Below are 12,990 nucleotides of genomic sequence, written 5' to 3' on the forward strand. Positions count from 1 at the left end.
TTCCTACCTGAACCGCGCATCCCGAGAAAACAGGAAAGCGGCTTCCCGCTGGCGAGCGTCGGCTTCCGCCTGAGCACCCTGGTAGCGCAAGATCATGATCAGCGTGGCATAGACGTTGGCGTCGATACGGCGCTGCAGATAGGCGTTGGCCCACTGCCGATAGCCGGTCAACAGGGCATCATCACGCGTTTGGTTATAGACCAGCAGCGCGTGAGATTGCTCGTCGAAGGTTTTGCGCTCCCGGTAGATCCAGGCGGCCGGCGGCGGCATCTGCTCGATGCTGTCGATGGTAGCCAGCATGGTACGTTCCGATTGGGTGAGCGCCATGCGCCCTTGCCAGGCAAAGACCGCCATCACCAGTACGCCGATGGCCGCCATCGCTACCGGTAGGCTCAGGGCTTTGGCGAACGGCAGCGGGCGCGGCTCGCCGGTTTGGCCGTCCAGCAGCGCCAGCAGCAGCAGAAATACCAGCCAATGCGGCGTAGACAGATAGAAAGGGTATTCCAGCTGGGTGTGTACCAGCATTGGCAGCAGCACCAGAAACAGCCCGATGCGCGCACCGGCCGGCTGCTCGCGATCCCGTTGCCAGGCGCGTTTCAACAGCAGCGCGCCGGCGACGAGGACGATAACGATACCCGCCAGCGCCGGCAGGCCGCCCTCAACCCACCAGAGCAGGATTTCATTGTGCGGGTGCCCGGCGACTTCCAACACTTCTCGCCAGGGCATTGTCTGCAGACGGAAGTGCGCGAAGCTGTATTCAAAGCCGCCGTAGCCCCAGCCCAGCAGTGGTTTGGCCAGGATCATGGCGGCGACGTCATGGAGCATGGTCAGGCGCGCACCGTTGGAGAATTCGTAGTCATGTAAGACGGTACTCGTCTCCAGACCGAAACCGGTGAGCAACACCGTGGTACCGAGCGCCACGCCCAACAGCAGCGCACCGCCGGCCCAGCGGCTCACGGCCGGGTGCTGGCGGGCAAAACGCCACAGCATCAACGCCGCCGCCAGGGCACCGCCCAGCCAGGCGGCGCGCGACTGGATCAGCACCAGCAGGGCGGAGAAAGCGGCCAGCAGCGCGAGCAACGGGAGTTGCCGCCGCTGCGTCTGCGCAGAGAGAGGGGCAAGCAGCAGCCAGAGCGCCAAAGCCAGCCCGGTGGCGATAAAGCTGCCCAGCACGTTCGGTTGCTGAAAGACGCCGTAGACCCGGCTGCCGTTAGGAGATACCCAGGCCAGAGCAGGGGCGAACAGCTGTAGCGCCGCCAGCAACGCCTGAACGCCGACGGCGAACAGCAGGCCGAACAGCAACAGGTTGCGCTGCCGGGCTGTCAGGCGCAGCTGCAGACAGGCGATATAGAACAGCCAACCGCCTAGCAAACCGGCGCAGCGCCACAGGGCATCTTCGCGCCACTCGGGGCGGGTATACAGCAGCGGCAGCGCCAGCACGGCGATGCCGAGCAGCAACAGGCGTGCCGTGGGGGTAAGCGAAAGACGGGTACGGCCAAGGCAAACGGTGAAGGTCACGATCAGCGTGGTCAGTGCCATGACGCTCCAGGCCAGAATATTTTGCGGCAGCGCCAGGCCGCCGCCGCCCATGTTGGGGTGATAGACCGGCAGGAGCACCGCCATCCAGATCAGCAGCAGGGGCAACACGGCGATAGCCGGTGCGTTAGTGGGGGTTTTATCGAGCATGGTTAACCCGCCATGTTCCGATATCGTTCATTGAATGCATATTATGAGGATTTCCTATCCTTATCCTGGTGTTTAAATTCGCTGAAGCTTCAATGCCTAAAATATTTTATGGGAATTGAAAAGGCTTCATGTTGAAGCGATAAATAATTTTTGCCCTGTGAGCGTGGTGCGAATCATATAAAAAGGGGTAAGCCGAATTCCAGTTGCCTGCAAAGGGAGTTTTATTTGTTTGAAAAAAGCAGGGCTGTCATTTTCTCAAATTCATCTTGCTCCAGTCAATTTCTAATCTTTTATTTTATTTTTATATTTAAATCAATGCGTTGAAATTGTATTGTGCGTAATGAAACGCCGTGTGTGCGACAACGAGCTTCTGGGGCGGCAGGCGATGTAGCCAATGAGATAAGCATTTTCTTGTTAAATTGTTGTTGCCAATGGCGGTGTGGCGGGCGTGGTTTTATTTATCGCCGTTCATTATTTTATTTCATATTTTCTTTATCATGCCTGTTTTTTTATTTTTATTAAGACTCTTCCTGTCATTATTGGTTGTTTTTTAATTTCATTAAAATATATTTTGTTAAGATTGTTCTGTGAATATGGAAATAACGGGGCGATGGTCTGCCTATCCCTGTTGCCGTGACGAAAGACGGACCAACGCGCCTGTAAAAGCGCGTTAATCCACGTTTCACAGATCTCACTCCACTTCGCCAATCCGCTCCAGCGCATCTACCACCAGATCCCAGAATTTATCCTGATCCAGCTTGACCGCCACCTGGGTGTGGCAGTCTGGCGGCGGCGGCGCGCGGAAGTCCGCGACCGTCATGCCCAGCGTCAGGGTGCCGGTCAGTTCGATATCCACCGGCGCTTTGCGCACCGTCATCACGCTCGGATCGATCACGTAGGCGACTGCGCAAGGATCGTGTACCGGCGGGGCACTGAAGCCCTGCGCCTGTTGGTACATACGGCCAAAGAATGCCAGCAGTTCGCCGACGAAGGCGGCCGGCCGGGTGCCGAGGGTGGCGATGCGCTCGCAGACTGCCGGCGTGGCCAAAGCCTGGTGGGTGAGATCCAGCCCGACCATGGTCAGCGGCCATTTTTCGTTAAACACGATGTGCGCCGCCTCAGGATCGATTTTGATATTGAACTCCGCCACCGCGCTCCAGTTGCCCACGTGGTAGCCGCCGCCCATCAGCACCACTTCCTTGACCCGCTCGGCAATGCGCGGCTCTTTGCGCACTGCCATGGCGATATTGGTCAGGCCGCCGGTCGGCACCAGCGTCACGCTGCCGGGCGGGTGAGCCATCACGGTATCGATGATCAGATCCACCGCGTGGCGCGAGTCCAGCTGCAGGTGGGGTTCCGGCAGCACCGGGCCATCGAGGCCGGAATCGCCGTGAATGTCGGGTGCCACTTCGATATTGCGCACCAGCGGGCGCGGGCAGCCGGCGGCGAAGGGCACGCCGGTGATATTGGCGATGCGTGCCACCGCCAGCGCGTTGCGCGTCACTTTGTCCAGCGTCTGATTGCCCACCACGGTGGTGACCGCCAGCAGGTCGATCTGCGGATTGCCCCAGGCCAGCAGCAGGGCGATGGCGTCGTCATGCCCCGGGTCACAGTCCAGTATGATTTTTTTCATGGCTATTCCTGATGCAGGGAGAGGTTCCCGCAGCATAACGCAGCGCGGCGGCGTGGGATAATGCCGATGGTGCTTTTGTTAACGACATCAAAGCCTTGCCAATTTTTCGGTGTAATGAAACGTAAATCCTCATCGCCGGGCTTTACCCTGGAGTTTACTCCAGGGTTTACAGTGAGCTTCAGCGTCAATGTACAGAGGAGAGGCGGGATGAGCTTACTGAAAAGGTTGTTGGGTCAAGGCGGTGTTAACGGCGGTCATCAGCGCGCGGGTCACCGCGGCGGGCATCATGGCAACCGCTATAACCAGCATGGCGAGCCGGGGTCGCAGTGTTCGGAATGCCAGGCGGTGAATAAACCGGGCGCACGTTATTGCCATCGCTGCGGTCAGCCATTTGCCGCGGTGAGCGCCACCTGCGGCCAGTGCGCCGCGCCGTTGCCGCCGGGCAGCCGCTTTTGCCCGCAGTGCGGCGGCGGTGTACCGTGAACCGGGGCGGTTGGACAGCCGCGCTGCTGCTGGGTGCCATGGCGCTATGGACGCTGCTGGCCTGGGGCGTGGCCGGCGTGCTGGCCTGGCTCCCGGCGTTGGCGGAGGCAGCCGGGAATGCATCGTTGCCGGTGAACGGTGCGCTGAGCCTGGTGCCGCAGACGGTGCTGGACGCCTGGCTGCCGTGGCTGAAACAGCTGGGCAGCGGGCTGGCGAGCTATTTTCCTCTGCTGCTGAACTGGGCCGGCTACGCCGTCTGGCTGCTATGGGGCCTCGGCATGCTGGCGCTGATGCTGCTGGGCGCGCTGGCGCACCGCTATTTGAGCGCCGCTCAGCGATAGCCCTGATAGACCGCCGCCACGCGTTCGAAATAGTCGGTTAGGTAGTTGATACACACCTGCACCTTCAGCGGCAGTTTGTCCTTCTCGGTATAGAGCGCGTAGATCGGCCGCGGATCCGAATGGTAGCTTTTGAACAGGATCTCGATCTCGCCGCGCTTGATCTCTTCGATCACCCACATCAGCGGGGCGTAGGCGATGCCGGCGCCGTTTTTCAGCCAACGGATCATGGTGGAGGAGTCGTTGGTGACGAAGCGCCCCTGCGGTGAAATGCGCGTGGTGATGCCCTCCGGCGACATCAGTTCAAATTCGCTGTCGGGGCGCACGCTGTACTCCAGCCAGGAAAAGTTGACCATGTCGCTCGGCTTCTGCGGCGTGCCGTGCTGGCTGAGGTAGCTTTTGGCGGCGCACACCACCATCGGCATCTGCCCCAGGCGACGGGAGAACAGGCTGGAGTCCTGCAGCGCGCCGGTGCGGATCACCAGATCCAATCCATCAGTGATCAGGTCCGGAGCAGGAATGCCGGTCACCAGGTTGACCGTCAGGCCCGGGTACTCTTTCATCATCTCGGCAGTCATGTTCGCCAGCACGTTTTGCGCCATGGTGGATGAACTGCCGATGCGCAGCGTGCCGGCAGGCGTATTGTTAAACGCATACAGCTGCTCATGCACTTCGCTGACTTCCTGCAGCATGCGTCGGCAGCCCTGATAGTAGATTTTGCCGGCCTCGGTCAGGCCGATGCTGCGCGTGCTGCGGTTCAACAGCTTGACCTGCAGCTCATTTTCCAGTTTCGAGACGGTTTGGCTGATCGATGAAACGCTCATGTCGAGTTGGCGCGCGGCCGCGGTAAACGACCCGAACTCAACCACTTTGGCGAATACCGACATCCGTTTTAATCTTTCCATTATTCACTCTGGCTTAAAAGTGATTTAGATCACAGATTGTTGATGCCTTGATAGTAAGCAGGCTAATATAACGTGGTCGGGTGAATAGACCTTACCAACGTGCGAGAGCGATCGGCGACGTAATCCTGCCGCTCCTCCGGCACCCTCGCAATCCCTGTCGTGGATGTCTGCCCCAAAGTTTAACCTTTTTTCGGGTTCGTGACCTGGACAAGCTGTCCGGTCAAGATTTGTGGCGCGCGCACGCTAAAATGTAAAGGGAATGTGAATGGCGAGATGTGTCTTTCCCCGGCGTAGTGAACAATAAGGAAAAAGTGATGAGTTTGCTTCCGGTTATGGTCATCTTCGGACTGTCGTTTCCGCCGGTGTTTTTCGAGCTGCTGGTGTCGCTGGCGCTGTTTTTTCTCTTGCGCCGCCTGCTGCAGCCGACGGGGATTTACGATTTTGTCTGGCATCCGGCGCTGTTTAACACCGCGCTGTATTGCTGCTTGTTTTATCTGATTTCATGTCTTTTTGTTTGAGGTCGCTGTGAAAAATTTTTCGATAAAAATAACCCGAATCGCGATCACTTTGATTCTTGTGCTGCTGGGTATCGCCGCGGTATTCAAGGCTTGGGTGTTCTACACCGAGTCGCCGTGGACGCGTGACGCCAAGTTTACCGCCGACGTGGTGGCGATCGCCCCGGACGTCAGCGGCCTGCTGACCGACGTGCCGGTGGTGGACAACCAGCTGGTGAAGAAAGGGCAGGTGCTGTTCGTGGTCGATCGGCCGCGCTATGAGCAGGCGCTGGCGGAAGCCGGCGCCGACGTCGCCTACTATCAAGCGCTGGCGGCGGAAAAACGGCGTGAGGCCGGCCGCCGCGTGAAGCTGGGCGTGCAGGCGATGTCGCAGGAAGAAATCGACCAGTCGAACAACTCGCTGCAGACCGTGCAACACCAGCTGGCGAAGGCCGTGGCGGCGCGCGAGCTGGCGCAGCTGGATCTGGAGCGCACCACGGTGCGCGCCCCGGCCGATGGCTGGATCACCAACCTCAACGTCCACGCCGGGGAATACATCACCCGTGGATCGGTCGCGGTGGCGCTGGTGAAGAAAGATTCCTTCTACATCCTGGCGTACCTGGAAGAAACCAAGCTGAACGGCCTGAATAAGGGCGACCGCGCGGAGATCACCCCGCTCGGCAGCAACCGCATCATGCACGGCACCGTCGACAGCGTGGCGGCGGCGGTGAACAACAGCAGCAGCACAGTCAACAACAAAGGGCTGGCCTCGATCGACAGCAACCTGGAGTGGGTGCGTCTGGCGCAGCGTGTGCCGGTGAAGATCCTGCTGGACGCCAAGGACCAACAGCATCCGTACCCGGCCGGCACTACCGCCACCGTGGTGATCGTCGGCAAGAACGATCGCAATGCCGACAGCGGTTCGCCCTTTGTGCGCCTGATGCACCGGCTGCGTGAGTTCGGCTAATGAACAGCCCAACCTTTATCCGGCTGAGATTTGCCTTCAAACTCAGCTTCGCGATTGTGTTTGCGCTGTTCGTCGGCTTTCATCTCAATCTGGAAACCCCGCGCTGGTCGGCGATGACCGCCGCCATCGTCGCCGCCGGCCCGGCCTTTGCCGCCGGCGGCGAACCCTTCTCCGGCGCCATCCGCCACCGCGGCTGGCTGCGCATCATCGGCACTTTTATCGGCTGCTTCGTCGGCCTGATCATTATCATCACCACCGCCCGTGCGCCGGTGGTGATGCTGCTGCTGTGCTGTATCTGGGCCGGTTTCTGCACCTGGCTCTCTTCGCTGATCAAGGTGGAGAACTCCTACGCCTGGGGCCTGGCCGGTTATACCGCGCTGATCATCATCGTGACGGTCGCCACCAGCGAGGCCCATCTGCTGGAAGCGCCGCAGTTCGCCATCGAGCGTTGCAGCGAGATCGTGCTGGGGATCGTCAGCGCCGTATTGGCGGATCTGCTGTTCTCGCCGCGTTCGATCAAGCAGGACATCGATCGAGCGGTGGATCAGCTGTTGGTGGATCAATATCGCCTGATGCAGATGTGCATCAGTAACGCCGACAAAGAAGACATCGACCGCGCCTGGAGCAATCTGGTGAAGAGCACCACGGCGCTGGACGGCATGCGCAACAACCTGATGATGGAGTCCTCGCGCTGGCAGAAGGTCAACCGCCGGGTGAAGGCGCTGCATACCCTGTCGCTGACGCTGATCACCCAGGCTTGCGAAACCTATCTGATCCTGCTGAATCACCCGGACGCGCTGCAAGCGAGCCTGCGGGAGCAGCTGATGGTGCCGGCGGAAAACCCGCAGGAGATCCACAAGCGCATGAAGCTGTTGCGCCAGGTGCTGACCACGCATCGCTCCGAGGAAACGCTGCCGACCCTCACCGGCTGGGTCGGCGCGGCGACGCGCTACCTGCTGCTGTCGAAGGGCGTACACACCAACGGCAGCATCAGCGCGGTGGAAGAGGGCGTGTTGAGCAATGAAACCGTGGTCAAGCCGACCTCGGCGGAAGGGCATCACGCGATGATCAACGGCCTGCGCACCTTTGTGGCGACGGCGTTCGGCAGCCTGCTGTGGCTGTGGACCGGCTGGACGTCCGGCAGCGGTTTTATGGTGATCATCGCGGTAATCACCTCGCTGGCGATGCGCACCCCGGCGCCGCGCATGGTGGCGATGGATTTCGTGCTGGGCATGCTGGCGGCGATCCCGGTCGGTTCCCTGTTCTTCATGGTGATCCTGCCGGCGACGCAGCAGAGCATTTTGCTGCTGTGTCTCAGCCTCGGTCTGCTGGCGTTTTTCATCGGCATCGAGGTGCAGAAGCGGCGGCTCGGTTCGCTGGGGCTGTTGGCGGGGACGATCAACATTCTGGTGCTGAGCAACCCGATGGAGTTCAACGTCACCCAGTTTCTCGATGGGGCGCTCGGCCAGTTCCTCGGTAGCTGCGTCGGGCTGATGGTGCTGCTGCTGATCCGCGACAATTCGCGCGAGCGTACCGGCCGCACGCTGCTCAACCAGTTCGTCAGCAGCGCGGTGTCGGCGCTGACCACCAAGGCGGCGCGCCGTCGGCAGAACCACCTGCCAGCGCTGTATCAACAGCTCAACCAGCTGCTGATGATGTTCCCGAACGACATCGCCAAGTATCGTCTGGCGCTGAACCTGATCATCGCCCACCAGCGCATGCAGCGGGCGGAAATTCCGGCCAGCGAAGAGCTGTCGGCCTTCCACCGCCGGATCCGCAGCACCGCCGATCGGGTAGTCTCCGCCAAGAACGACGTCAAGCGCGCCTATTACTACGATCGCTTGCTGGGCGAAATGAACGAGTACCAGCAGAGGCTGGTGGACAATCAGGCGCCGCTCAGCGTCACCGGGCCGGTGAAACGCCTGGCCGACATGCTGCATCGCTATCGCCACGCCTTGATCGATTGATGCGTTCCCGCCTGTTGCGCCGCGTTATGCGGCGCCTTCCCTGACTATACTGAAAGCAGCGCCTGGTACGGCGGCCGTCTCATAAGAGGCGGCCCGTTTTCAGAGAGACTCCGAGTGCCAGAACGGCTGGAAAGTGGCATCATTGTCATGAATGGATGAAACCTTAGCCGCCGCGAAAACGTTACTTGCCGGTCATCTTAGTTTCATCCAGGTCGACTATATACCTAACTAGCCTGGGGGAGCTGCGGCGCCTTCGGCGGCATAATTTCAGGGAATGTCATGAACAAGCGGATTCTGGTGGCGATTGTCATCGCCGTGGTCATCGCTGTCTTCAGCGCGCTGCGCGGCAACGAGCACCGTGCGATCGGCGGCAATCCGGCGGTGGTCCAGGCCCCGGCGGGGCAGCAGCAGAGCATCGATCGGCTCACGCAGCAGCAAACGGTGGTGAGTTACCTGCAGCAGCATCAGCGGCTGCCGGACTATTACGTCACCAAGAAGCAGGCGCGCGAGCAGGGCTGGGATCCGCGTTCAGGCAACCTCTGTGCGGTATTGCCGGGCAAGGCGATTGGCGGCGATCGATTCTCTAACCGTGAAGGGCAATTGCCGAGCGCCGGCGGCCGGGTCTGGCGCGAAGCGGACATCAATTACCAGTGTGGCCGGCGTGGCGCCGATCGCCTGCTGTATTCGAGCGACGGTCTGATCTTCGTCACGCGCGACCATTACAAAAACTTCATTCGTGTGGAGTGAGTTTGATGGCAAAAGTAGAGTTTGATTTTGAACAGATCCAGGATGTGCCGGCCTTCTACCGCGATTTCGCGCGCAAGTTTGCGCTGGACGAGGGGTTCGGCGCTAACCTCGACGCGCTGTGGGACGTGGTGACCGGCGATATCGGCCTGCCGGTGGAAATCGAGTTCACTCACCTGAATGCCCGCAGCAAGCGTCGTTTCGGCGCGATCATTCTGCTGTTTGAAGAGGCGGAAGAAGAGCTGGAAGGCAGCCTGCGCTTCAATATCCGCGAAAGCAGCGGCGAGCCGGCCCATCACCGGGGATGAAACGGCTTCATCCCGGGATGGCGGCGGCGCTTAGTCGGCCGCTTCGGCCAGCTCGCGGAGGTATTGGAAGATCTGGCGGTAAGCCTTAGGCGGCTTGTTGGCGGCCTTCTCTTTCTGCGCGTTGCGCACCAGTGAACGCAGCTGTTGGCGATCGGCGGCCGGATACAGATCCAGGATAGACGGAATGACGTCATCGCCTTCTTCCACCAGGCGGTCGCGCAGCGCTTCCAGTTTATGGAACAGAGAAACCTGCTGGTTGTGGCGGTTTTTCAGCTTGTCGAGCGCGGTCTGGATCGGCTCGATATCGCGGGCGCGCAGCATCTTGCCGATCAGCTGCAGCTGACGGCGGCGGCCCTCTTTCTTGATCTTTTGCGCCAGCTCGATGGCGGCACGCAGATCTTCGTCCAACGGAATGCGGTCCAGCGCGTTTTTGCCCAGATCGACCATTTCGGCCCCCAGGTCTTTCAGCGCTTCGGCATCACGTTTAATCTCACTTTTACTGACCCAGATAATCTCGTCATCGTCCTCGTTTTCATTCTCCGGGACATCGTCGAGCCAGTCTTCAGGCTGTTTGTTCATGGTAGGCTCCGTTAAAAAGAGGCTAATCCTAACAGGTTGCCGGCTTTATGCGAAATTCAACGCGGTTCCTGTTAGACTCAACGGCAGAGATCTCAGGATTTTTGCGCGCCGCCCCGCGTGCACAACTACGCCGCTCCGGCACTTTTCTCAACGATTTTCTGATTAATTATGGCAGATTGATGAAAGTAGTCACTCAAGTTGCAGAACAGCGCAAGGCGCTGGAACAGGCCGTCTCTCAGGCGCTGGAGCTGGCCCGCGCCGGTTCCGACGCGGCGGAAGTCGCGGTCACCAAATCGACCGGCATCAGCGTCAGTACCCGCTTCGGCGAGGTGGAAAACGTCGAGTTCAACAGCGATGGCGCGCTGGGCATCACCGTGTATCACCGTCAGCGCAAAGGCAGCGCCTCTTCCACCGATCTCAGCCCGGACGCCATCGCCCGCACCGTGCAGGCGGCGTTGGATATCGCGCGCTACACCTCTGAAGATCCCTGCGCCGGCCCGGCGGAGAAAGATCTGCTGGCGTTCGAGGCGCCGGATCTCGATCTGTTCCACCCGATCGAGCTGGACGCCGATCGCGGCATCGAGCTGGCGGCGCGCGCCGAGCAGGCTTCGCTGGCGGCGGACAAGCGCATCACCAACACCGAAGGCGGCAGCTTCAACAGCCACTACGGCATCAAGGTGTTCGGCAACAGCCACGGCATGCTGCAAAGCTACTGTTCCAGCCGCCACTCGCTGTCCAGCTGCGTCATTGCGGAGCAGGGCGGCGATATGGAGCGAGATTACGCTTACACCATCGGCCGTGCGATGGGCGATTTGCAAAGCCCCGAGTGGGTGGGGCAGGAGTGCGCCCGCCGCACGCTGGCGCGCCTCGCGCCGCGCAAACTGTCGACCATGAAGGCGCCGGTGCTGTTCGCCTCCGAGGTGGCCACCGGGCTGTTCGGCCATCTGGTAGGCGCCATCAGCGGCAGCAGCGTTTACCGCAAGTCGACCTTCCTGCTGGACTCGCTCGGCAAACAGATCCTGCCGGCGTGGCTGACCGTCGAGGAGCATCCGCACCTGCTGAAAGGGCTGGCGTCGACGCCGTTCGACAGCGAGGGCGTGCGCACCCAGCGGCGCGATATCGTCAAGGACGGCGTGCTGCAAACCTGGCTGATGACCAGCTACTCGGCGCGCAAGCTGGGCCTGCACAGCACCGGCCATGCCGGCGGCATCCATAACTGGCGCATTGCCGGGCAGGGCGCGGACTTCGCCGGCATGTTGAAACAGCTTGGCACCGGCCTGGTGGTGACCGAGCTGATGGGCCAGGGCGTCAGCGGCGTTACCGGCGATTACTCGCGCGGCGCCGCCGGCTTCTGGGTGGAAAACGGCGAGATCCAATATCCGGTCAGCGAGATCACCATCGCCGGCAACCTGAAAGACATGCTGCGCAACATCGTCAGCGTCGGCAGCGATATCGAAACCCGCAGCAATATCCAGTGCGGTTCGGTGCTGCTGCCGGAAATGAAGATCGCCGGTCAATGATCCTCTGCGCGGCTGGTGCCCGCCGGCTGCGCGTTATCCCGTCTCAACCTTGCTTACAAATCTCCGGTTTCGGTTTTGCCCGGCCTTGCCTATGGTAACGGTGGGTTAATTAAAACAATAACTGGAAGGTGAGCAAACATGCAGAATACCCTGAAAGCGCTGGCGGCGTTGACGCTGCTGGCGGCCAGTTCGCTGGCGGCCGCCGCCGATCTGGGCGACGATATGGACACCCTGGCGGAAAACTACAAAACGGTGCTGAATACCGATTCCGCCGCTACCCTCACACAGAGCCTGCAAAACATGCGCGCCGCCGCGCAGGACGCCAAACAGGGCACTCCGCCGAAGCTGGAGAGCAAAGCCGCCGACAGCCCGGAGATGAAAGATTTCCGCCGCGGGCTGGATACCCTGATCGGCCAGATCGATCAGGCGCTGGCGCTGGCCAATCAGGGCAAAGTCGCCGAAGCGAAGCAGCTGGCGCAGGGGTTCAAACAGACCCGCGACGCCAACCACAAGAAATTCCGCTAACCCGTCAACCGTCGCGCCCGTCTTCCGTCAGATAGGAGGAGGGCGTCTGCCCCAGCACGCGGCGAAACATGGTTGAAAACGCCGCGCTGCTGTCATATCCCATTTCCATCGCCACCTGCGTTACGCTGCGCCCTTCGGCCAGCAGCGCCAGCGCCAGCACCACGCAGGCGCGTTGGCGCCATTGCGAAAACGGCAGGCCGGTCTGCGCGCGAAAGAAGCGGCTGAAGGTGCGAATGCTCATGTACAGACGAGGCGCCCACCGCTGCGCGGAGTCGTGGGCGTCGGGGTGCTGCAAAAAGGCGTGGCACAGCTCGCCCAGCCGAGGATCGGCGGGCAGCGGGATGTGCAACGGCAAGGGTTGCAGCCGGGCCAGCTCATGCAGCAGCAGCGTTGCCAGCGCTCCGTCGCGCCCGTCTTGCTCATACTCCAGCGGCATATCCACCGCCGCCATCAACAGCTGGCGCATCAGCGGGGTGACGCTGACCACCTGGCAGACCTGCGGCCGTTCTGCGGGCAACGCGCCGGGTTCGAGGTACAGGCTGCGGGTGGTGACGCCGACCATCCTCACCGCGTGCGGCATCTGCGGCGGCAGCCACACTGCATGCTGCGGCGGGACGACCCAATTGCCTTGCTGGGTGAAAACGTGCATGACGCCGGTGGCGCCGTACAGCAACTGCGCGCGCCGGTGGCTGTGCATCGGCAGCAGATGCCCCGGCGGGTAGTCGGTGCCGATGGCGATCACCGCGCGCGTTACGTGGTCGATGTCATCAATGCGGACATTGCGCATGTGTCCTCTTTGGCGGGCAGATTGGCCGAAACGCAATGATAGTTGGCCCTTCAT

The 12,990-nt window shown here is 61.0% G+C and carries 14 protein-coding genes; 9 read left to right on the forward strand and 5 right to left on the reverse strand.

What is annotated here, in order from left to right; translation table 11 throughout:
* Positions 1-3: 3 nt before the first annotated feature.
* Positions 4-1,686: a PglL family O-oligosaccharyltransferase gene (locus GF111_RS15610; protein WP_147190902.1), complete on the reverse strand. Its 1,683-nt coding sequence runs from the start codon at positions 1,684-1,686 to the stop codon at positions 4-6.
* 691 nt (positions 1,687-2,377) lie between these two features.
* Positions 2,378-3,319: a nucleoside hydrolase gene (locus tag GF111_RS15615; protein ID WP_080491176.1), complete on the reverse strand. Its 942-nt coding sequence runs from the start codon at positions 3,317-3,319 to the stop codon at positions 2,378-2,380.
* 207 nt (positions 3,320-3,526) lie between these two features.
* Between GF111_RS15615 and GF111_RS15620 the strand changes: the two genes are divergently transcribed.
* Together GF111_RS15620 and GF111_RS15625 are read left to right on the forward strand one after the other, a co-directional pair.
* Positions 3,527-3,802 carry a zinc ribbon domain-containing protein gene (locus GF111_RS15620; RefSeq protein ID WP_038879708.1) on the forward strand — a complete coding sequence of 92 codons (276 nt, stop codon included), beginning with the start codon at positions 3,527-3,529 and terminating at the stop codon, positions 3,800-3,802.
* A complete protein-coding gene (locus GF111_RS15625) occupies positions 3,799-4,143 on the forward strand; it encodes a hypothetical protein (RefSeq protein ID WP_038879702.1) in 345 nt (114 codons plus the stop codon). Before GF111_RS15620 ends, GF111_RS15625 begins: the two co-directional genes overlap by 4 nt.
* On the opposite strand, the gene aaeR is transcribed toward GF111_RS15625, so the two are convergent.
* Positions 4,134-5,045 carry an HTH-type transcriptional activator AaeR gene (gene aaeR, locus GF111_RS15630; RefSeq protein WP_004936950.1) on the reverse strand — a complete coding sequence of 304 codons (912 nt, stop codon included), beginning with the start codon at positions 5,043-5,045 and terminating at the stop codon, positions 4,134-4,136. The genes GF111_RS15625 and aaeR overlap by 10 nt on opposite strands.
* 314 nt (positions 5,046-5,359) lie before the next feature.
* On the opposite strand from aaeR, the gene aaeX reads away from it, so the two are divergent.
* The 5 genes from aaeX (at position 5,360) to GF111_RS15655 (ending at position 9,525) form a co-directional block, all read left to right on the forward strand.
* Positions 5,360-5,563 carry a p-hydroxybenzoic acid efflux pump operon protein AaeX gene (gene aaeX / locus GF111_RS15635; protein WP_004936952.1) on the forward strand — a complete coding sequence of 68 codons (204 nt, stop codon included), beginning with the start codon at positions 5,360-5,362 and terminating at the stop codon, positions 5,561-5,563.
* A 7-nt stretch (positions 5,564-5,570) separates the two neighbouring features.
* On the forward strand, positions 5,571-6,506 hold the full coding sequence (gene aaeA / locus GF111_RS15640) for a p-hydroxybenzoic acid efflux pump subunit AaeA (protein WP_038879699.1): 936 nt from the start codon (positions 5,571-5,573) through the stop codon (positions 6,504-6,506).
* Positions 6,506-8,473: a p-hydroxybenzoic acid efflux pump subunit AaeB gene (aaeB, locus tag GF111_RS15645; RefSeq protein WP_047729774.1), complete on the forward strand. Its 1,968-nt coding sequence runs from the start codon at positions 6,506-6,508 to the stop codon at positions 8,471-8,473. The genes aaeA and aaeB overlap by 1 nt, the downstream gene beginning before the upstream one ends.
* A gap of 279 nt (positions 8,474-8,752) precedes the next feature.
* Positions 8,753-9,220 carry a ribonuclease gene (locus GF111_RS15650; RefSeq protein ID WP_047729775.1) on the forward strand — a complete coding sequence of 156 codons (468 nt, stop codon included), beginning with the start codon at positions 8,753-8,755 and terminating at the stop codon, positions 9,218-9,220.
* 5 nt (positions 9,221-9,225) lie between these two features.
* Positions 9,226-9,525 (forward strand): barstar family protein, encoded by a 300-nt coding sequence (locus GF111_RS15655; RefSeq protein ID WP_047730838.1) that lies wholly within the window; start codon positions 9,226-9,228, stop codon positions 9,523-9,525.
* A gap of 30 nt (positions 9,526-9,555) precedes the next feature.
* Here the strand turns inward: GF111_RS15655 and yjgA are convergent, their stop codons facing one another.
* Entirely contained in the window at positions 9,556-10,104 is a 549-nt protein-coding gene (yjgA, locus tag GF111_RS15660) for a ribosome biogenesis factor YjgA (protein WP_004936968.1), read from the reverse strand.
* A 179-nt stretch (positions 10,105-10,283) separates the two neighbouring features.
* On the opposite strand from yjgA, the gene pmbA reads away from it, so the two are divergent.
* Both pmbA and cybC read left to right on the forward strand, forming a co-directional pair.
* The gene (pmbA, locus tag GF111_RS15665) at positions 10,284-11,624 is read left to right on the forward strand and encodes a metalloprotease PmbA (protein WP_055312541.1); all 1,341 of its coding nucleotides are present in this window, start codon (positions 10,284-10,286) and stop codon (positions 11,622-11,624) included.
* A gap of 138 nt (positions 11,625-11,762) precedes the next feature.
* Entirely contained in the window at positions 11,763-12,149 is a 387-nt protein-coding gene (gene cybC / locus GF111_RS15670) for a cytochrome b562 (RefSeq protein ID WP_055316841.1), read from the forward strand.
* A 4-nt stretch (positions 12,150-12,153) separates the two neighbouring features.
* On the opposite strand, the gene GF111_RS15675 is transcribed toward cybC, so the two are convergent.
* Positions 12,154-12,936 carry a helix-turn-helix domain-containing protein gene (locus GF111_RS15675; protein WP_147191475.1) on the reverse strand — a complete coding sequence of 261 codons (783 nt, stop codon included), beginning with the start codon at positions 12,934-12,936 and terminating at the stop codon, positions 12,154-12,156.
* Positions 12,937-12,990: the final 54 nt, after the last annotated feature.

It is taken from the genome of Serratia sp. HRI (assembly GCF_010119335.3).
In the GTDB taxonomy this organism is placed as follows: Bacteria; Pseudomonadota; Gammaproteobacteria; order Enterobacterales; family Enterobacteriaceae; genus Serratia; species Serratia nevei.